The sequence below is a fragment of the Nocardia neocaledoniensis genome (assembly GCF_003182135.1).
GTDB lineage: Bacteria > Actinomycetota > Actinomycetes > Mycobacteriales > Mycobacteriaceae > Nocardia > Nocardia neocaledoniensis.
The window spans coordinates 1-18158 of record NZ_QGTL01000017.1; the positions used below are offsets into that span (position 1 = coordinate 1).

General features: G+C 71.3%; 18 protein-coding genes and 3 pseudogenes. 8 read left to right on the plus strand and 13 right to left on the minus strand.

From position 1 onward, the window contains the following. The 6 genes and pseudogenes from DFR69_RS30820 to DFR69_RS30845 form a co-directional block, all read right to left on the minus strand. Positions 1 to 242, minus strand: a pseudogene (locus DFR69_RS30820) (ABC transporter substrate-binding protein); the annotation flags it as partial. A gap of 38 nt (positions 243 to 280) precedes the next feature. Next, a complete protein-coding gene (locus tag DFR69_RS30825; protein ID WP_110041208.1) occupies positions 281 to 1093 on the minus strand; it encodes an ABC transporter ATP-binding protein in 813 nt (270 codons plus the stop codon). Continuing rightward, a complete protein-coding gene (locus DFR69_RS30830; protein ID WP_110041209.1) occupies positions 1090 to 2121 on the minus strand; it encodes a FecCD family ABC transporter permease in 1032 nt (343 codons plus the stop codon). The genes DFR69_RS30825 and DFR69_RS30830 overlap by 4 nt, the downstream gene beginning before the upstream one ends. Continuing rightward, entirely contained in the window at positions 2118 to 3128 is a 1011-nt protein-coding gene (locus tag DFR69_RS30835) for a FecCD family ABC transporter permease (RefSeq protein WP_244198543.1), read from the minus strand. Before DFR69_RS30835 ends, DFR69_RS30830 begins: the two co-directional genes overlap by 4 nt. A 205-nt stretch (positions 3129 to 3333) precedes the next feature. Further along, positions 3334 to 3987 carry a response regulator gene (locus tag DFR69_RS30840; protein WP_110041211.1) on the minus strand — a complete coding sequence of 218 codons (654 nt, stop codon included), beginning with the start codon at positions 3985 to 3987 and terminating at the stop codon, positions 3334 to 3336. Next, a complete protein-coding gene (locus tag DFR69_RS30845; protein ID WP_110041318.1) occupies positions 3984 to 4970 on the minus strand; it encodes a sensor histidine kinase in 987 nt (328 codons plus the stop codon). Before DFR69_RS30845 ends, DFR69_RS30840 begins: the two co-directional genes overlap by 4 nt. Positions 4971 to 5147: 177 nt before the next feature. Between DFR69_RS30845 and DFR69_RS30850 the strand changes: the two genes are divergently transcribed. From DFR69_RS30850 to DFR69_RS30860, 3 genes are read left to right on the plus strand one after another with little or no spacing between them, the layout of a single operon-like run. Beyond that, entirely contained in the window at positions 5148 to 5417 is a 270-nt protein-coding gene (locus DFR69_RS30850; RefSeq protein WP_110041212.1) for a cation:proton antiporter regulatory subunit, read from the plus strand. A 6-nt stretch (positions 5418 to 5423) separates the two neighbouring features. Beyond that, complete coding sequence (locus tag DFR69_RS30855; protein WP_110041213.1) at positions 5424 to 5882, plus strand: CBS domain-containing protein; 459 nt, start codon at positions 5424 to 5426, stop codon at positions 5880 to 5882. A 10-nt stretch (positions 5883 to 5892) separates the two neighbouring features. After that, on the plus strand, positions 5893 to 7176 hold the full coding sequence (locus DFR69_RS30860) for an ArsB/NhaD family transporter (RefSeq protein WP_110041214.1): 1284 nt from the start codon (positions 5893 to 5895) through the stop codon (positions 7174 to 7176). Here DFR69_RS30860 and hutG read toward each other — a convergent pair. From hutG to DFR69_RS30875, 3 genes are read right to left on the minus strand one after another with little or no spacing between them, the layout of a single operon-like run. Continuing rightward, positions 7167 to 8090 (minus strand): formimidoylglutamase, encoded by a 924-nt coding sequence (gene hutG, locus DFR69_RS30865; protein ID WP_110041215.1) that lies wholly within the window; start codon positions 8088 to 8090, stop codon positions 7167 to 7169. The genes DFR69_RS30860 and hutG overlap by 10 nt on opposite strands. Positions 8091 to 8097: 7 nt before the next feature. Continuing rightward, on the minus strand, positions 8098 to 9273 hold the full coding sequence (hutI, locus tag DFR69_RS30870) for an imidazolonepropionase (RefSeq protein WP_110041216.1): 1176 nt from the start codon (positions 9271 to 9273) through the stop codon (positions 8098 to 8100). A gap of 12 nt (positions 9274 to 9285) precedes the next feature. Beyond that, the gene (locus tag DFR69_RS30875; protein WP_110041217.1) at positions 9286 to 10722 is read right to left on the minus strand and encodes a purine-cytosine permease family protein; all 1437 of its coding nucleotides are present in this window, start codon (positions 10720 to 10722) and stop codon (positions 9286 to 9288) included. 234 nt (positions 10723 to 10956) lie between these two features. Between DFR69_RS30875 and DFR69_RS30880 the strand changes: the two genes are divergently transcribed. The 3 genes from DFR69_RS30880 (at position 10957) to DFR69_RS35625 (ending at position 14182) form a co-directional block, all read left to right on the plus strand. Continuing rightward, positions 10957 to 12396 (plus strand): amino acid permease, encoded by a 1440-nt coding sequence (locus DFR69_RS30880; protein WP_110041218.1) that lies wholly within the window; start codon positions 10957 to 10959, stop codon positions 12394 to 12396. After that, positions 12393 to 13958 (plus strand): histidine ammonia-lyase, encoded by a 1566-nt coding sequence (hutH, locus tag DFR69_RS30885; protein ID WP_110041219.1) that lies wholly within the window; start codon positions 12393 to 12395, stop codon positions 13956 to 13958. The genes DFR69_RS30880 and hutH overlap by 4 nt, the downstream gene beginning before the upstream one ends. Before the next feature lie 92 nt (positions 13959 to 14050). Then, a complete protein-coding gene (locus DFR69_RS35625) occupies positions 14051 to 14182 on the plus strand; it encodes a dihydrofolate reductase family protein (RefSeq protein WP_261774653.1) in 132 nt (43 codons plus the stop codon). Positions 14183 to 14185: 3 nt separating this feature from the next. On the opposite strand, the gene DFR69_RS30895 is transcribed toward DFR69_RS35625, so the two are convergent. Continuing rightward, complete coding sequence (locus DFR69_RS30895; RefSeq protein ID WP_110041221.1) at positions 14186 to 14761, minus strand: TetR/AcrR family transcriptional regulator; 576 nt, start codon at positions 14759 to 14761, stop codon at positions 14186 to 14188. Positions 14762 to 14816: 55 nt separating this feature from the next. On the opposite strand from DFR69_RS30895, the pseudogene DFR69_RS30900 reads away from it, so the two are divergent. Then, positions 14817 to 15353, plus strand: a pseudogene (locus tag DFR69_RS30900) (GNAT family N-acetyltransferase); the annotation flags it as partial. A gap of 325 nt (positions 15354 to 15678) precedes the next feature. On the opposite strand, the gene DFR69_RS30905 reads toward DFR69_RS30900, so the two are convergent. Further along, on the minus strand, positions 15679 to 16626 hold the full coding sequence (locus DFR69_RS30905) for a MerR family transcriptional regulator (RefSeq protein WP_208644078.1): 948 nt from the start codon (positions 16624 to 16626) through the stop codon (positions 15679 to 15681). A 68-nt stretch (positions 16627 to 16694) separates the two neighbouring features. Between DFR69_RS30905 and acpM the strand changes: the two are divergent. Further along, positions 16695 to 16998 (plus strand): annotated as a pseudogene (acpM, locus tag DFR69_RS30910) (meromycolate extension acyl carrier protein AcpM). Positions 16999 to 17040: 42 nt separating this feature from the next. Here acpM and DFR69_RS30915 read toward each other — a convergent pair. Together DFR69_RS30915 and DFR69_RS30920 are read right to left on the minus strand one after the other, a co-directional pair. Further along, complete coding sequence (locus tag DFR69_RS30915; protein ID WP_110041223.1) at positions 17041 to 17568, minus strand: hypothetical protein; 528 nt, start codon at positions 17566 to 17568, stop codon at positions 17041 to 17043. Beyond that, on the minus strand, positions 17565 to 18134 hold the full coding sequence (locus tag DFR69_RS30920; RefSeq protein WP_110041224.1) for a TetR/AcrR family transcriptional regulator: 570 nt from the start codon (positions 18132 to 18134) through the stop codon (positions 17565 to 17567). The genes DFR69_RS30915 and DFR69_RS30920 overlap by 4 nt, the downstream gene beginning before the upstream one ends. Positions 18135 to 18158: the final 24 nt, after the last annotated feature.

Genomic DNA, 18158 nt, shown 5'->3' on the forward strand with positions numbered 1-18158 from the left:
CCGAGCAGGGTGGTCGAGTCGAGTTCGGCGGTGTCGAGCACGACCACGCGCTGGGGCGCCTTCGGGATGGTCACCTGGCCCATCACGGTGTCGAGGGTGCGCGGGAAGCTCGCGGAGTCGGCGGCGGGGTTGGCCGATTCGGCGGGGGCGGAATCGGTTCCGCAGCCGACGAGCGCGGTGAGCGCGATCAGGGCGCCCGCGGCGGCGCCGATGCCGTGGCTACGGAGTCGTGACAGGGACATGGGATTTCACTTTCTTGTCGGGGAGGAAGGGTCGGGGCTCAGGCGCGCACGCGGGCGGCGCGGCCGAGCGGGATCACCAGCGGGGTACCGGTTTCGGGGTCGGGGATCACCCGGCACTCGACGTCGAACACGCTGCGGACCAGCTCGGCGTCGAGCACCTCGGCCGGCGGACCGGCCGCGGCCAGCGCGCCGTCGCGCAGCACCACCAGGTGGTCGGCGTAGCGGGCGGCCTGGCCGAGGTCGTGCAGCACCATCACCACGGTGCGGCCCGCCTCGGTGTTCAGGTCGGCGACCAGGTCGAGGACGTCGAGCTGATGGCGCAGATCGAGGAAGGTGGTCGGTTCGTCGAGCAGGAGCAGGTCGGTGTCCTGGGCCAGGGCCAGCGCGATCCAGGCGCGCTGCCGTTGCCCGCCGGAGAGCTGATCGACGGACTGCGCGCGCAGGGCGGTGGTGCCGGTGCGCGCCATGGCGTCCTCCACCGCCGCCTGATCGTCGGAGGACCAGGGCCGCAACATCTTCTGATGCGGATACCGGCCGAGCCGCACGAGCGCCTCGACGGTGATGGCCTCGGGCGTGATCGGCTGCTGGGGGAGCAGCCCGAGTCGCAGGGCCAGCGCGCGGGCGCTCATCCGGTGGATGTCGGCGCCGTCGAGGGTGACGGTGCCGCCGGCGGGCCGCAGCAGCCGGGTCAGCCCGCGCAGCAGCGTCGACTTGCCGCACGCGTTGGGGCCCACGATGGCGGTCACCGCGTCGCCGGGCAGCACCAGGTCGAGCCCGTCGATGATGGTGCGCTCGCCGTAGCGCAGGGCCAGTTCACGGGTGGCGAGCTCGTTCCTCGGTTGCCCGGTCATGCGTTTCTCCGTTTCGCGGGGTCGCTGTCGCGCACGAGCAGCCACAGCAGCCACGGCGCGCCGACGGTCGTGGTGACGAGGCCGACGGGCAGCCCTTCCACCGGAAGCAGGTGCTGCGCGATGTAGTCGCAGCCGGTGAGCAGCGTCGCCCCGGCCAGTCCCGTGACGGCCAGCGATCCTGCGGTCGGCGGCCCGCACAGCAGGCGCACCAGCTGGGGCACGGCGAGCGCGACGAACACGATGGGCCCCGAGATGGCCACCGCCAGTGCCGCCAGCGCGACCGCGGTGAGCAGCAGTCGCAGTCGCGCGCCGGAGACACCGACGCCGAGCCCGCCCGCGGAGTCGTCGCCGAGATCGAGCACGGCCAGCGTGCGGTACTGGGTGCACAGCACCGCGAGCACCACCAGCGAGCAGAGCGCGGCGCCGGTCACCTCCGGCCAGGTCCGCCCGTAGAGCGACCCGGCGGTCCAGTGCATCGCCGAGCCGGCCAGCTCGCGGGGGAACCGCACGATCACCAGGTTCACGGCCGCGGCAAGCCCGGCCTGGATGGCGAGACCGACCAGCACGAGCCGCGCGGTCGACACCTGGGTGCGCCAGCCGATGGCGCCCAGCGCCACGGCCGCGACCAGTCCGCCCGCCAGCGCGGCCAGCGGAATCGCCTGCAGGCTCACTCCCGCCGCCAGGACGACCACCGCGCCGAGCGAGGCGCCGCCGGTCACGCCGATGACATCGGGCGAGGCGAGCGGATTGCGGAACAGCCGCTGCAGCACGGCGCCGCCGACGGCGAGGCCTGCCCCGGCGACCACGCCCGCGGCGACCCGGGGCGCGCGGAACTCCTGCACGATGTAGACCTCGCCGCGGTCACCGAGCCCGAACACGGCGCGGGCGGCGGTGAGCGCGCTCATCGGCACCTCGCCGGTGGCCAGGGAGGCGAGCACGATGCCGATCAGGGCGAGCACGAGCAGCAGGGCCAGCCCGCGCACTCGCGCGGACGTCGACCGGGCCAGGGGAACGGCGAGAGTCGTCATCGGCGGACCTTTCTGGTGGCGAGTACCGCGAGCAGCGGCGCGCCGAGGAACGCGGTGATGATCCCGACCTCGATCTCGGTGGGCCGCATGATGATCCGGCCGACGATGTCGGCGCCCAACAGCAGCAGCGGGCCCGCGAGCAGGCAGCCGGGCAGCAGGATCCGGTGATCGCTGCCCGCGACCAGCCGCACCAGATGCGGCGCGGCGAGCCCGATGAACGCGATCGGTCCGGCCACCGCCACGGCCGACCCGGCCAGCAGCACCACGGCCACCATGCCGATCGTGCGGATCCGGGTGACCGGGACACCGAGCGCCGCGGCCGCCTCGTCACCGAGGGCAAGGGCGTTGAGCCCGCCGGTGATCGCCAGCCCGAGCAGCGCGCCGAGGCCGAGGAACGGCAGCAGCGGCACGAGCACCGACAAGTCGCGGCCCGCGATCGAGCCGACCAGCCAGAACCGGGCCTCGTCGAGGGTGCGCTCACTGAACAGCAGCACCGAGGAGGTCCACGAGGCCAGCACCAGCTGCACGACCGTGCCGCCGAGGACCAGCCGGATCGGGTCGAGGTCGCCGGCGCGCCGGCCGAGCGCCAGGGTGAACGCTGCCGCCACCGCCGCGCCGGCGAAGGCGAACCAGACGTACTGCGCCGGTTGACTGAGCCCGAGCGCGTAGATGGCGGCGACCACGAAGAGCGCCGCGCCCGCGTTGATGCCCAGGGTCGTCGGCGCGGCCAGCGGATTGCGGCTCACGCCCTGCACGATCGCGCCGGCCAGACCGAGCGCCGCGCCGACCGCGAGCCCGACCAGGGTGCGCGGCCAGCGCATCCCGGTGACGACCGCGGCGTCGCGGCCCACGTCCTGGCCGAGGACGGCCTCGACGACGGTGCCGACGGGGACCGAGCGGGACCCGAACGCGAGACTCAGCACGATCAGCAGCAGCAACGCCGCCAGACCGAGCGCGAACACGGCGGCCCGGCGAAGCGCCGGGGCGCGCGGGGCGAGAGTTGTCACCAGCATCCCTCATCGCGCACGACCCGGCGCGCCTGGCCGTCGGGCAGGCGAGAAGCGCTGTGGTGCATGCGGATCGGTCGACGTGCGGATACGAGACGACGGCGCGGTCGTCACCACCCGCCGAGTTGCGAGGGTTGCGAACCGGATCACGCAGAACTTTAGGGTAGGCAACCCTAAAGCTGCAACACGGTGGCCGGAAAGACCGTCAGGGCTCGATCAATCCGGCGCGGATCGCGTAGCGGGTGAGGTCGAGGCGGTCGCGCAGACCCAGCTTCTGCAGGATGTTCGCGCGGTGCCGGTCGACGGTCTTCACGCTGATCACCAGGGTCGCGGCGATGTCGCGGGCGGAATTGCCCTCCGCGATGAGTTTGAGCACCTCTTCCTCGCGCGGGGTGAGGATCGTCTCGGGCAGCGTGGCGCCCTGCCTGGCCAGCTGGAGATAGTCGCGCACCAGCGCCGTGATCGCGCCCGGATACAGGAACGACTCCCCACGCATGGTGGCCCGGCACGCCTCGATGAGATCGCGGTCGGCCACGGATTTGAGCACGTATCCCGAGGCCCCGGCCTTCAGTGCTTCGAAGAAGTACTGCTCGTTGTCGTACATCGACAGCATCAGGATGCGGACGCCGGGCCGGGTGCGATGGATCTCCCTGGCGGCCTGGATACCGGTCATCCTCGGCATGGCGATATCGAGGATGACCAGGTCGATGCGGTCGTCGGCGAGCGCGGTCACCGCGTCGAAGCCGTTGGCCGCCTCGGCGATCACGCGCAGATCGGGCTCGTTGTCCAGGATCATCCGCAGGCCGCTGCGGACCAGGGCGTGGTCGTCGGCCAGCAGGATGCGGGTCGGTTCGCTCACGGGTGTGCTCCGTTCCCTCGCGCGGGCACGGCGAGTTCGACCGAGGTGCCGCCGGCGGCCGGGGACGTGATGGTGAGCGCGCCGTCGACGAGGATGGCGCGTTCACGCATTCCCCGCACGCCCGCCCCGCTTTCGTCGACCCCGCCGCGGCCGTTGTCGGTCACTTGCAGCAGGACCCGATCAGGGCCGGTGACCAGGCGCAGGTGGACCTCGTCGGCGCCCGCGTGGCGCAGCACGTTCGTCAGGCTCTCCTGGGCGATCCGATAGCAGACCAGCTCGATGTCGGGGTCGAGACGACTCCATTCCGGGTCAAGGTGCCGGTGCACCGGAATGCCGGCCGAGCGCGCGAACTCGTGACACAGCGCGTTGATCGCGCTGTGCAGGCCGAGGTCCTCGAGCACGTCGGGACGCAGCCGCGAGGCGATCCCGCGCACCTCGTCGAGGCAGCCGCGCACGGTCTCCCGCGCCTGTTCCACCTCGTCGCGCAGGTCGGCGGGGGCGCGGTCGAGGACGCGTTTGAGGCGCAGCAGCGCGACCGTCAGGCTCTGCCCGATCTCGTCGTGCAGCTCGCGCGCGATGCGTTGCCGCTCGCCCTCCTGGGCGGCCAGCGCGGTGGCGCCCGCGACCGACCGCTCCGATTCGAGCCGGTCCAGCATGGCGTTGAAGGTTTCGATGAGCTGGTGGAAATCCCCGCCGAGGTGCCGGTCCAGCCGGGCCGCGCGGTGCGGGGGATCGACCCGGCGCATCGTGGTGACGAGCTCGTCGAGCGGGGCGAAGCTGGTGCGCAGCGCGAACGCGTTGGCGGTCAGGATCACCGCGAGCCCGATGACCAGGACCGGGATCTCGGTCAGCCGCACCCGCGTCGAGACGGTGGCGGGGGAGAGCGCGAGCACCAGGGTGCCGAGGGTGAACACCACCCCGTTGAGCAGGCAGACCCGCCAGAACAGCGCCGTCACCGGGGTACGGGCCGATCGACGGTTCATACCACCCAGCATGCTGGCGCGCCTCCTGTGTGTCCATGGGGTCCGACACCCATTCCACACCCTGCCCGAGGCCCGCTGAGCAGCGGGAAATGGGTGTCGCGGCCGATGGTGGCGGCGGCCCTGCTCGCCGAGACTCGGTGCACAGCCCGTCGACCACGTCAGGAAGGACCGCTCGCGATGGACACCGATCGGACCACGATCCCCGGCACCGGCGTGCTCCACCACTTCCGCACCGGCCACGGGGTCCGCTTCGCGCTGCTCACCGAGTCGACCGGCGTGCGGCACCTGCTGACCTACGCCGCGGGCAGCGACGAACCGGCCGCCGACATCACGCTGGCGCCCGACGAGGCCGATCAGATCGCCGAACTCCTGCACACCGGCTCCGTGCACGACCGGCTGACCCGGCTGGAGCGGCGCGTCGCCCACCTCGCCGTCGACGGGGACTGAGGCACCGTGCGCGCCGGCGACATCGCGATCAACCTGCCCACCGTGCGGCCCAGCGATCCCGTCGCGAAGGCGGTGCGGCTCATGGTCGTCAACCGGCTGCCCGGCCTGATCGTCGTCGACACCGCCGACCGGCCCGTCGCCGTCCTGCCGGGCACCCAGGTCCTGCGCCTGGTGATCCCCGGTTCCTATCAGAACGATCCGACGCTGGTCCGCACGATCGACGAGGTGCACGCCGATCTGTTCTGGCAGGAGCCGGGCAGTCTGACCGTCGGCGACTGCCTCCCCGACGGTGCGGTCTCCCCGGCCACGGTCACCCCCGACGCCACGCTGCTCGAGATCGCGATCCTGATGGCGCGCAAGCACAGTCCGCTGCTGGCCGTGGTCGACCGCGCCCGCGTGCTGCGCGGCGCGATCACCCTGGAGCGGCTGCTGACGAGCCTGGCCGTCACCGGCCCCGGCGACTGAGGACTCCGTGATGGCCGCCGCGCTCGCCGTGCTGATCTTCGTGGTCGCCTTCTTCCTCATCGCGACCGAGCGCGCCGACAAGGTCAAGACCGTCCTGATCGCGGCGGGCCTGATGGCGGTGCTCGGGCTGATCCCCGGCGAGCAGGTGTTCTTCTCCCCGCACGAGGGCATCGACTGGAACGTCATCTTCCTGCTGCTCGGGATGATGATCATCGTCGGTGTCGTCAAGCAGACCGGCCTGTTCGACTACCTGGCGATCTGGTCGGCCAAGCGCTCGCGCGGCAGACCGTACCGGCTGATGGTGATGCTCATGCTGATCACCGCGGTCGCCTCGCCGTTCCTGGACAACGTCACCATCATCATGCTGGTGGCCCCGGTGACGGTGGTGGTGTGCAAGCGGCTCGGCATCGCCGCGCAGCCGTTCCTCATCGCCGAGGTCCTGGCCGCCAACATCGGTGGCGCGGCGACCCTGATCGGCGATCCGCCCAACATCATCATCGCCAGCCGGGCGGGGCTGACCTTCAACGACTTCCTGGCGCACATGGCGCCGATCGTCGTGCTCACCTTCGCGGTGTTCGTGCTGATGACCCGGCTGCTGTTCCGCTCGGCGCTGCGCACCGATCCCGGCTCGGTGGAGGCGGTCATGGCGCTGCAGGAACGGCGGGCGATCCGCGATCCGAAATTGCTGGTCCGGTCGCTGGTCGTGCTGGCGGGGGTGATCCTCGGGTTCTGCCTGCACGGCATCGTGCACGTGTCGCCGTCGGTGATCGCGCTGATCGGGGCCGGGGCCATGGTGCTGGTCTCCGGCCTGGACATCGGCGACATCCTGCACGAGGTGGAGTGGCCGACCCTGGTCTTCTTCATGGGTCTGTTCGTGATGGTCGCGGGCCTGGTGCACACCGGCGTGATCGCCGCGCTCGGCGCCGCCGCGATCGACCTGGTCGGTCACGACTACTTCCTGGCCGCCACCGCCCTGGTCTTCGGGTCGGCGCTGCTCGGCGCGTTCGTCGACAACATTCCCTACACCGCGACCATGGCGCCGGTGGTCGAGGGCCTGGTCGCCGGGGCGCCCGACCCGGCGACCGGCCGCTCGCTGTGGTGGGCGTTCGCGCTCGGCGCCGACTTCGGCGGCAACGGCACCGCGGTCGCGGCCAGCGCGAACGTCGTGGCCCTCGGCATCGCCGCGCGCGCCGGGCAGCGGATCTCGTTCTGGCAGTTCACCCGCTACGGCATCCTGGTCACCCTCGTCAGCACGACGATGGCCTGGATCTATGTGTGGCTGCGCTATTTCTGATCGCGGCGGTGCCCGGTGACGATCCGGTGGATCAGCCGCGCGGCGGTCCTGGCGGTGCGCTGGTCGATGTCGAGCTCGGGATTGAGCTCGGCGACGTCGACCACCGCCAATTTCCTGCTCGCGGTGACCTGATCGCAGACCGCCTGGATCGTCGGCAGCGCGACACCGTAGGCCGCGGGCGCGCTCACGCCCGGCGCGACCGCGGCGGGCAGCACGTCGAGATCGATCGTCAGATACAGCAGGTCGATGTCGGCCAGGAAGTCGTCGACGAAGGCGCGAGCACGCTCGGGGTCGCAGTCGTCGTCGAGCAGGTACCGCACCCCGAAGTGCTCGGCGGTGTCGAACAGGACGGTGGTGTTGCTCGGCTGGCTGATGCCGAGCACGGCGTAGCGCACGTCCGCGTCGGACTCGAGAATCTGCCGGAACGGGGTACCCGAGCTCGGGACCGGATCGGGGCGCAGGTCGAAATGCGCGTCCAGATTGAGGATGCCGACGGTCGTGCCGGGGGTGCGCCGAGCCGATCCGGCGACGCCGAGGTAGGTGCCGTAGGCGACCTCGTGCCCACCGCCGAGGACCACCGGGAAGGCACCGTCGTCCAGCAGGGCCGACACCCGCTCGCCGAGACGGCGCTGGCCGTCCTCCAGTTCGTCGCCCGTCACCGTGACGGTGCCCGCGTCGTAGGCGCGCAGCGGCGTGCGCAACGCCATCGGCGACAGCGCCCGCCGCAACGCGTCGGGACCCTGCGCGGCGCCGGGGCGGCCCTTGTTCCGGCGCACCCCGGCCTCACTGGCGAAGCCGACGAACACACACGCGCCCGGCTCGCCACCCGGCGTGTGCTCGGTGACGGCCTGATGCCAGCGCAGATGCTCGGGGGAGTCGCCGTCGACACGGCCGGTCCAGGATTCGAAGGTCATCGGCGTCTCAGTTCGGGTGGACGAGGGCGCCGCCACGCCACACCTGACTGATCAGCGGCACACCGGGACGGTAGGCGAGGTGCAGGTGCGAGGGCGCGTCGAGCGCGACCGCGTCGGCGCGCGCGCCGGGGGTGAGCGCGCCGACATCGGTGCGGCGCAGGGCGCGCGCGCCACCGGCGGTCGCGGCCCACACCGCTTCGTCGGGCGTCATGTGCATCTCCCGCACCGCGAGGGCGATGCAGAACGGCAGGCTCGTGGTGTAGCTGGTGCCCGGATTGCAGTCGGCGCCCAGCGCCACGGTGACCCCGGCGTCGAGTAGGGCCCTGGCCCCCGGATAGCTGTTGCGGGTGGAGAAGTCGGCGCCGGGCAGCAGGGTGGCCACCGTGTCACCGCCGGCGAGGGCGTCGAGATCGGCGTGGTCGATGTGGACGACGTGATCCACCGAGGCCGCGCCCAGCTCCACCGCCAGCCGCACGCCGGGACCCTGGTGCAGCTGATTGCCGTGCACGCGCGGCACCAGCCCGTGCGCGATCCCGGCCGAGAGCACGGCATGGGCTTGGTCGCGATCGAAGGCGCCTTGTTCGCAGAACACATCGATCCAGCGCGCGTGTGGCGCGCAGCGCGGGATCATCTCGTCGACGACCATCCGCACGTACTCGTCGGCGCGACCGGCGTACTCCGGCGGCGGCACGTGCGCGGCGAGCAGGGTCACCTCGTCGGTGTACCGGCCCGCGATCCGCACGCTGCGCAACTCGTCCTCCACGGTCTGGCCGTAACCGCTCTTGCACTCGACCGTCGTGCTGCCCGCCCGCACCGATTCGTCCAGCAGCCGCCGCACATTCGCGGCGAGCTCGTCGTCGGTGGCCGCCCTGGTCGCCGCGATGGTGGTGCGGATGCCGCCGGCGCCGTAGGGGCGCCCGGCCATCCTGGCCGCGAACTCCTCGGCCCGGTCCCCGGCGAAGACCAGATGCGCGTGCGATTCGACGAAGCCGGGCAGCAGCGCGCGGCCACCGAGATCGACGCCGGTGTCGGCGGCGGGCGCGTCGGCGCTGTCGCCGACCCACACGACGTTCGCGTCCTCGAAGACGACGGCGGCGTCGTGCCGGATGCCCAGCGGTCCGTCGCCGAGGGCGGGATCGTTGGTGACCAGGGTGCCGATGGCGGTCAGTGCGGTGGTTGGCACTGCGATGTCCTCCTAGACGCGGGCGTCGACCATGTCGGTGTGGGCGGGGTAGATCATCCGGTCGGGCGGGTTGGCGGTGCGCCGCGCGACCGGGTAGTAGATCGCGCCGGTGAACACGATGCCCACGATCCACGAGATGTCGGCGCCGCCGAGCAATTCGGTGACCGGACCGGTGTAGAGCTTCTGCGCGAGGAACGGGATCTGCGCCAGCACACCCAGCGCGTAACAGACCAGCGCGGGCACGTTCCAGGCGCCGTAGCGCCCGTGCGGATCGTAGAGCGCGGGCAGGTCGACCCGTTCCTTCGAGATCAGGTAGTAGTCGATCAGATTGATCGCGCTCCACGGCGTGAACACCATGAGCAGCACCAGCACGAAGTTCTTGAAGTTGTCGAGGAAGTCGGCGCTCGCGGCGATCGCGATCACCATCGACACCCCGACGAAGCCGACGATGTAGAGGGCCCTGGCCCGGGTGGAGATCTGCGAGCGGCCGTCGAAGGCGGTGACGGTGGTCAGGATCGACATGAACCCGCCGTAGGCGTTGAGCACGTTCACCGTCAGCTTGCCCACCACGATCACCAGGTACACGCAGAACGCGAGCACCGCGGGCCCGGCCAGCGTGCCGAGGAAGCCGACCTGGTCGGCGAGGAAGGTCTTGCCCGCCACCGCGGCCACCAGCGCGCCGAAGGTCATGGCCCACTGCGAGCCGAGGACGCTGCCGAGGAACGTCGACCAGAAGGTGGTGCGCTCGCTGGTGCTGCGCGGCAGGTAGCGCGAATAGTCGGCGACGTACGGCCCGAAGGTGAGCTGCCAGCCCGCGCCCAGCGAGACCGCCAGCAGGAACGTCGTCACGTCGAAGCCGATCACGCCGACGAAATCCGCCACCGGGTACTCGGCGAACAACCGGACCGTCAGGTACGTGAATCCGATGATCCCGACGACGGTGGCCACCCGCCCGACGACGTGGATCAACCGATACCCGGTGACGGCGACGAAGGCGGTGAGCGCGCCGAAGATCAGGATGCCGATCACCGGATCGTCCACGTGCAGCATGTTGTTCACCGCCTGCCCGGCCAGCACCGTGCCGGTCGCGGCGAAGCCGAGATACATCAGGATCACCAGCACCAGCGGCACGACCGCGCCCTTGACGCCGAACTGCGCCCGGCTCGAGATCATCTGCGGCAGACCCATGCGCGGGCCCTGCGCCGAGTGCAGCGCCATCACCGCGCCACCGAAGACGTTGCCGAGCAGCAGGCCGATGATCGCCCACAGCGCGTCGGCGCCGAACACGACCGCGAGCGCGCCGTCGACGACGGCGGTGATCTGCATGTTCGCGCCGAACCAGAGCGTGAACTGACTGCGCGGCGTGCCGTGCCGCTCGCTGTCGGGCACGACGTCGATGGTGCGTCGTTCGGGGACGAGGAGGTCCTCGGTGCTGCCGGTGGTGGTCATGGCGGCCTGTCTTTCTGCGAGACGCGTGACCGGGCATGTGCGCTAGGTCACGTCCGATATGTATATGCCTGTATAGACAGGTTCGTCAAGCGTTAGGCTGCCGCCCGACGTCGAGCGCGTTGACAAGGCTGTATATACAGGTTTATACATGTACGGTCGTTGTGACCGGCCCCACAGGGTGATCCGTCGAGTGATCACACCCGCCGTGCGCCTTTCCGATCCCGGGAGAATGGTTTGAACAAACCCGTCGCTGTGCTGACGCGGGGACTCACCGCGCGCCACATCCGTTTCATCGCGCTCGGCTCCGCCATCGGCACCGGCCTGTTCTACGGCTCCGCGGAAGCGATCCACCGGGCAGGCCCTTCGGTCCTGCTGGCCTATCTGATCGGCGGCGCCGCGATCTACCTCGTGCTGCGCGCGCTGGGGGAGATGGCGGTGAGCAATCCCGTGGCCGGCTCGTTCGGCGAGTACGCCAGCAAGCATCTCGGCCCGCTGGCCGGATTCATGACCGGCTGGACCTACACCTTCGAGATGCTCATCGTCTGCCTGGCCGATGTCACCGCGTTCGGCGTGTACATGGGCTTCTGGTTCCCGGACGTGCCCCGCTGGATCTGGGTGCTGTCGATCATCTTCTTCATCGGCGCGATCAACCTGCTCAGCGTGAAGGTCTTCGGCGAGGTCGAGTTCTGGTTCAGCCTGGTCAAGATCGTGGCCATCCTCGCGATGATCGCCGGCGGCATCGCCGTGCTGATCTTCGGCTTCGGCCTGCACGACACGGCGACCGGCGTGACGAACCTGTGGTCGGACGGCGGCTTCTTCCCGACCGGTTTCGGCGGCTTCGTCGCCTGCTTCGCCATCGTGATGTTCGCCTTCGGCGGCACCGAGATCATCGGCATCACCGCGGGCGAGGCCGAGGACCCGCAGCGCACCATCCCGCGCGCCATCAACACGGTGCCGGTCCGGATCATCCTGTTCTACGTGCTCACGCTCGCGGTGATCATGGCGATCAACCCGTGGCAGACGATCGGCGACGAAGGCAGCCCGTTCGTGCAGATCTTCCAGAGTCTGGGCCTCGGTCCCGCCGCGGCGGTGCTGAACGTCGTGGTGATCACCGCGGCGCTGTCGGCCATCAACAGTGACATCTTCGGTGCGGGGCGGATGATGTACGGCATGGCCCAGCGTGGTCAGGCGCCCGCGGTGATGCGGCGGGTCTCGCGCAACGGCGTGCCCTGGATGACGGTCGTCATCATGACCGTCACCCTGCTGGTCGGTGTGCTGCTCAACTACCTCATCCCGGACCGGGTGTTCCTGGTGATCGCCTCGATCGCCACCTTCGCGACCATCTTCGTCTGGCTGATGATCCTGTTCTCGCAGTACCGCTCGCGGCGCCGGATGTCGGCCGAGCAGGTCGCGGCGCTGAAGTTCCCGGTGCCGCTGTGGCCCTACGGGCAGCTGGTCACCATCGCGTTCCTGATCTTCGTGATCGCGGTGATCGCCTTCGACGCCGACAGCCGGGTCGCGCTGGTCGTCGGCGCGGTGTGGCTGGCGCTGCTGTGCCTGGCGTTCCGCCTCTGGGTGCGCCCGGTTCCGGCCGCGCCCGAACCGGTGCCCGTCCCGGTAGACGACGGAAAAGTTTTGTCCCCCAGTGTTGTTCGGAATGGAGAAGCGCAGTGAGCATCGACTCGGATCTGACCGCGGTGGCCCCGGTCGTCGTCGGCACCGGCGCGGTGTCGCCCGGTGATGTGGTGCGGGTGGCCAGGGACGGCGCCGCGGTGTCGCTGTCGGCGGAGGCACTCGCCGCCATCGGGGACAGCCGCAGGCGCATCGAGGCGCTCGCGGCCGACCCCAAGCCGGTGTACGGCGTGTCCACCGGGTTCGGCGCGCTGGCTGTGCGCCACATCCCGCTCGAGCTGCGCAAGCAGTTGCAGCGCAGCCTGGTGCGCTCGCACGCGGCGGGCTCGGGCGCCGAGGTGGAGCGCGAGGTCGTCCGTGCGCTCATGCTGCTGCGCCTGTCGACGCTGGCCACCGGCCGCACCGGCGTGCGCCCGGTCGTCGCCGAGACCTACGCGGCGCTGCTCTCGGCCGGCATCACGCCGGTGGTCTACGAGTACGGCAGCCTCGGCTGTTCCGGCGACCTCGCGCCGCTGGCGCACGTCGCGCTGGCCGTGCTCGGCGAGGGCACGGTGCGTGACGCCGACGGCGAGCTGATGCCCGCCGCCCAGGCGCTGGCCGCCGCGGGCATCACGCCGGTCGAGCTCGAGGAGAAGGAGGGCCTCGCGCTGATCAACGGCACCGACGGCATGCTCGGCATGCTCGTGCTCGCCTGCCACGACCTGCGCGCGCTGCTGCGCCTGGCCGACATCACCGCGGCCATGAGCGTCGAGGGCCTGCTGGGCACCGACAAGGTCTTCGCCGCCGACCTGCAGGCCCTGCGGCCACAGCCCGGCCAGGCCGTCGCCGCCGCGAACATGACCCGCCTGCTCGCCGATTCCGCGATCGTGGCCAGCCACGCGACGCCGGACTGCACCGTGGTACAGGACGCCTATTCGCTGCGCTGCGCGCCGCAGGTGGCCGGTGGCGCCCGCGACACCCTCGCCCACGCCGAACGCGTGGCCGGCTTCGAATTGGCCAGTGCCGTCGACAATCCCGTGGTCACCCTCGACGGGCGCGTGGAGTCCAACGGCAACTTCCACGGCGCCCCGGTGGCCTATGTCCTGGACTTCCTCGCGATCGTCGTCGCCGATGTCGCCGGCATCAGCGAACGGCGCACCGACCGTTTCCTGGACAAGGCCCGCAACCACGGGCTGCCGCCGTTCCTGGCCGACGATCCCGGTGTCGACAGCGGCCACATGATCGCCCAGTACACCCAGGCCGCGATCGTCTCCGAGCTCAAGCGGCTCGCCGCGCCCGCCTCGGTCGACTCCATCCCGTCCTCGGCGATGCAGGAGGACCACGTCTCCATGGGATGGTCCGCCGCCCGCAAACTCCGCCGCGCCATCGACGGCCTGACCAGGGTGCTCGCCATCGAGGCCCTCACCGCGGCCCGCGCGCTGGACCTGCGCGCCCCGCTCACTCCGGCACCGGCCACCGCGGCGGTGCGCGAGACCCTGCGCACCCGGGTCCCCGGCCCAGGCACCGACCGCTATCTCGCCCCCGAGATCGAGGCCGCCGTCGAGCTCGCCGCCTCCGGCGCCCTGCTCGCCGCGGCCGAATCGGTCACCGGCCCCCTCGGCTGAGCCACCCCTCCGACAGGGCCCCGGCGAGGTCGTCGGGGGCCCTGTCCATCATTCGCGGTCTGCTCGCGGCCGGACTCGTCGACGATCTGTACTTGACGATCGTGCCGCGCACGCTCGGCGCCGGCGTGCGCGTCCTGCCCGATGAATACGCCTCGAGCTGGCAGCTGGCCACCGCGACCACGTTCCCCGACACCGGCGCGTTGTCGCTGCACTACTACCGATAGCGATCAGCGGCCCCGCAGGGTGGCGCGGTGCCGGTCGACGGCGGCGGTGACGCGGGGTTCGTCGCCGGTGGCCAGCAGGTCGAGGAGACAGCCGCGCAACACGGCCAGGGCGAGGGTGCGGTCGGTGACGGCGTCGGCGCTGTCGCCGGCGGGCTGGAAACGGGCGAGCAGGGTCAGCCAGTCGTCGACGGTGGCGCGGGCGAAGCCCGACCAGGGGCCGTCGGGTTCGACCAGTGAGCGGGCGTAGGCCTCGGACCACAGGCGCAGGAGCGGGCGATGGCCGGGAGCGGCGAGCCAGTGCCAGACCTGGGCGACGGCGGCCGCGAGGTCGGCGGGCGCGGGCCGGTCGGTCAGTTCGCCGAGGAAGGCGAGTTCGTCGGCGCGTGCGCGCGCGAGCAGTGCCCGGACCAGGCCGTCCTTGTTGCCGAACAGGAACATCAGCACCCGTGGGCTGGAGCCGATGGCGGCCGCGAGCGGGCGCAGCGAGAGATCGGCGAGCCCGTGTTCGAGCGCGTACCGGTAGGCGGCCTCGAGCAGTTCGGTCTGCCGAGCGGAGGGGGTTGTCGACGCGAGGGCCATGCCGGTAGCCTACAGCTACTGAAACACTCGTTTCAGTGAATCGGATGTTCGGCAGGCGAGGTGGCTGATGCGCGACGAGACGAGTGTGGTGATCCGCGCGGCCGATCGGCCGGGCGATCTGGGCTGGATCGTGCAGGCCCACGGGGAGATCTACGCCGAACAGTTCGGCTGGAACACCGATTTCGAGGCGCTGGTGGCCGGCATCGTCGGCGACTACGCGACCCGGCGCGACCCGGCCACCGACGCCGCCTGGATCGCCGAGGTCGACGGCGTCCGCGCGGGCTGTGTGCTCTGCGTGCGCGGCGCCGAGCCCGGCGTCGCGGTACTGCGCACGCTGCTGGTCACCCCGGCCGCCCGCGGCCTCGGGGTCGGCACCGCGCTCGTCGACCGGGTCCTCTCCTTCGCCCGCGCCACCGGCAACACCCGAATCACGTTGTGGACCACCGACGCCCAGTCCTCGGCCCACCGCATCTACGAAGCGGCGGGCTTCACCCGAACCACCGACGAGCCCCGCCACAGCTTCGGCCACGCCATCCGCGGCCAGGACTGGACCCTGGATCTGACCCCGGCCACCACAGTCCGCTGCGGATAGCCGCTGCTCGTCACGCCCGGAACAGCAGTGTCGTTGGCCGCCACCCCGGCGTCAACGGGGCGCCGCACTACGCGGAGCCGCGGCGGTCGTGCGCGCGTTCGCCGCCGAGGGTCGTGACACCACGTGGAGGTGGCGGTCGGGCGCGAGTTCGTCGGCCACGGCGCCCGCAGTGCGGAGGCGGTCGGCGATGATTCGCCACCGGCGGGTTGCCGGGCCGGCACGGCGGTGGCGGCGTGCGTGAGCTCGCGACCGGCGGACGCCCACTCTGTCGGAGCGGCGGTTCGGCTCATGACTTGCGGGCCGTGAACGCGGCCGGTCGGCTTCGCTACGGTGAGTGGGAATCTGCTCGTTCGTCCTCGGGCGGGTGGGTCAACGCGCCGTGCACCCAGTGGAGGGCTCGTCCCACGGTGATCCGGTCGCCGAGAAGCAGTGCGGTGCAGTCCCAATAGCGGCGCACGCGGTGGTCGGTGTCGGCCGCGTCCCGCACGAGCTGTGCGCGGAAGTGTGGCGAGTCGTGTTCGCCGCGTGCGGCCGCGTGCGAGGCGACGAACCGATCGAGCGCGCGGCCGGGCTGGGGCGGCGCTCCCGCGGCAACCAGCGCGACCACTTCCGCCAGGGCCTCGTCGATCTCGGCGTAGAGCGCCGTGGGGTCGCGCACGAGTTCGGGCCTGCTCCGCCACAGCTGGTGCCGCACCGCGCCGCGCACGGCGGGATCGGCGGCGAGCGCGGCCAGTTCGGCGTAGGCGACGACCTCCTCGACCGACGGGTCCACCGGTGGCTCGGGCACATTCCAGCCCACATACGTCTCGACGTGCCCGCGCGGGATCGGCGCGAGGATCCGCCGCCAGAAGCGCACGAGTTCGCCGTGCACCGCCCGGCCGTCCTGGGCGGCGGCGAGCAGAGCGAGCCGCTCGTCCCGCCGCGCCGGAGCGACCGCGTCGAGCGCCCGCAGCGAAGCCCGCCGCCAGGCCAGCGCGCGGAATTCGAGGTCGACGCGCGCGCTCTCGGCCGCGACGACCTCCGCCAGCGACCGCTCGCCCCGCACGACCTCGGTGATCGACCCCAGCCCGAGCCCCAGCGCCCGCAGCCGCCGGATCAGCCCGAGCCGTTCGGCGGCGCTGTCCGCGTCGAACACCCGATGACCTCCGGGACTGCGGTGCGCCGCCAGCAGGCCCTCGTCGCAGTAGAACCGGATCGTGCGCACGGCGAACCCGGTGCGGCGCGCCAACTCCCCGATGCCGATCAACGCGGCCTCGCCTGTGCTGTCCGTCACAATCCCTTGAACCTCCACCCCAGTAGAGCTTTTACCGTACCGGTACTGCCCACCGGACAAGGAGTTTCGTGACCACCACGCAGGAAGCAATCGTCGCAGGCATCGCCGAGATCATCGAGGAGGTGACCGGTATCGAGGCCGACGAGGTGACGATGGAGAAATCCTTCGTCGAGGAACTGGAGATCGACTCGCTCTCGCTCGTGGAGATCGCCGTCCAGCTCGAGGACAAGTACGACGTGAAGATCCCCGACGAGGACCTGTCGAGTGCGGACGGTCGGCGACGCGGTCGCCTACGTGCAGAAGATGGAGGCCGAACGCCCGCTCCTCGCCGCGGAGATGGAGGCCGAACTCCGCGAACGCCGAGGCGACTGACCGGGACCGCCCGCACCGGCGCCGGTGCGGGCGACCTCGCCCCTACGCCGCGTCTTCCGGAAGCAGGTGCGCGAGAAGCAGTTTGATCATGAGTACCGGTGCGAACCAGCCCACCTCCGCCGGGACGGTGAGCAGTCCGGTGACCACCAGCAGTCCGAGGGTCGTGACGGCGAACGCGACCGGTCTGCGGAGTCCGGCGGGCGTCGCGGTGACGACGACCGCGCCGGCCAGGGTCACCAGGTACACCGTCGCGGCGGCCGCCCAACTGAACGCGGGCACCACCGCGGCCAGCAGGAACGGCTGGATGTGGATCGCCACGAAACCCAGATGATGTCCGGCCGTCCGCCCCGGCCGGTGATACCACCGCTTGGCCGAGCCCATCGCGTTGACCACGGCGCCACCGAACAGATCGAACGCCAGCACCGCGATCACGGCGACGGCGAACCACGGGTGCTGCGCGCGCACCGCGAGCGCCGCCGCGCCGGCCGCGCCGCAGGCGGCGACGGCCAATCCCAGGGTGATCTCGGGCCGGGTCGCGCCCGGCGCGATGAGCCGGTCGGTGAGCGTCATCGCCGGAGCCCCGTCAGACAGACCCGCACGACCGGCTCGGCGAGGTCGGGCAGCGACACCGTCGGGTCCACCAGCGACTGGATGAGACAGCCCTCGATCGCGCCGACGATCACCGCGGCATACCGCTCGTCGACTCCGTCGCGGACCGTGCCCGCGGCCGCGGCCTCGCGCAGCAAAGCGGTGATGGTCGCCCGGTATTCGCCGTAGACCGCGACCATGTCGATCGGCGGCTTCGCGGCCCACACGTCGAGCAGCACCCGGGCGTGCTCGGGGTGCTCGGCGAGCATCGCCAGCGCTGCGCGGATCAGCCGCTCCAGCCGTTCGAGTGCCGGACCGTCGCCGACCTCCGCGAGCACCTGGGCCGAACGCCGCGCATAACTGTCGAAGACGCCGGCGAGCAGGGAGTCCCGGCTCGGGAAGTACAGGTAGACACTGCCTTTGGCGATGCCGGCGGCCGCGGCGACGTCCTCGACACGCGTGGCGGCGAAGCCCTTGTCGGCGAAGACGGTGGCGGCTGCGCGCAGGATCTCCTCCTGGCGGGCGGCGCGGTCGACCGATTTCGGCATGAACCAATCATGGCTGACCGGTCA

Excerpts from the sequence above, each read along its gene's own strand:
- DFR69_RS30875 (WP_110041217.1), bottom strand. The coding sequence starts at position 10,722 with ATGACCACCACCGGCAGCACCGAGGACCTCCTCGTCCCCGAACGACGC.
- DFR69_RS30845 (WP_110041318.1), bottom strand. The coding sequence starts at position 4,970 with ATGAACCGTCGATCGGCCCGTACCCCGGTGACGGCGCTGTTCTGGCGG.
- DFR69_RS30850 (WP_110041212.1), top strand. The coding sequence starts at position 5,148 with ATGGACACCGATCGGACCACGATCCCCGGCACCGGCGTGCTCCACCAC.
- DFR69_RS30860 (WP_110041214.1), top strand. The coding sequence starts at position 5,893 with ATGGCCGCCGCGCTCGCCGTGCTGATCTTCGTGGTCGCCTTCTTCCTC.
- DFR69_RS30915 (WP_110041223.1), bottom strand. The coding sequence starts at position 17,568 with ATGACGCTCACCGACCGGCTCATCGCGCCGGGCGCGACCCGGCCCGAG.
- DFR69_RS30830 (WP_110041209.1), bottom strand. The coding sequence starts at position 2,121 with ATGACGACTCTCGCCGTTCCCCTGGCCCGGTCGACGTCCGCGCGAGTG.
- hutG (WP_110041215.1), bottom strand. The coding sequence starts at position 8,090 with ATGACCTTCGAATCCTGGACCGGCCGTGTCGACGGCGACTCCCCCGAG.
- DFR69_RS30920 (WP_110041224.1), bottom strand. The coding sequence starts at position 18,134 with ATGCCGAAATCGGTCGACCGCGCCGCCCGCCAGGAGGAGATCCTGCGC.
- DFR69_RS30825 (WP_110041208.1), bottom strand. The coding sequence starts at position 1,093 with ATGACCGGGCAACCGAGGAACGAGCTCGCCACCCGTGAACTGGCCCTG.
- DFR69_RS30895 (WP_110041221.1), bottom strand. The coding sequence starts at position 14,761 with ATGGCCCTCGCGTCGACAACCCCCTCCGCTCGGCAGACCGAACTGCTC.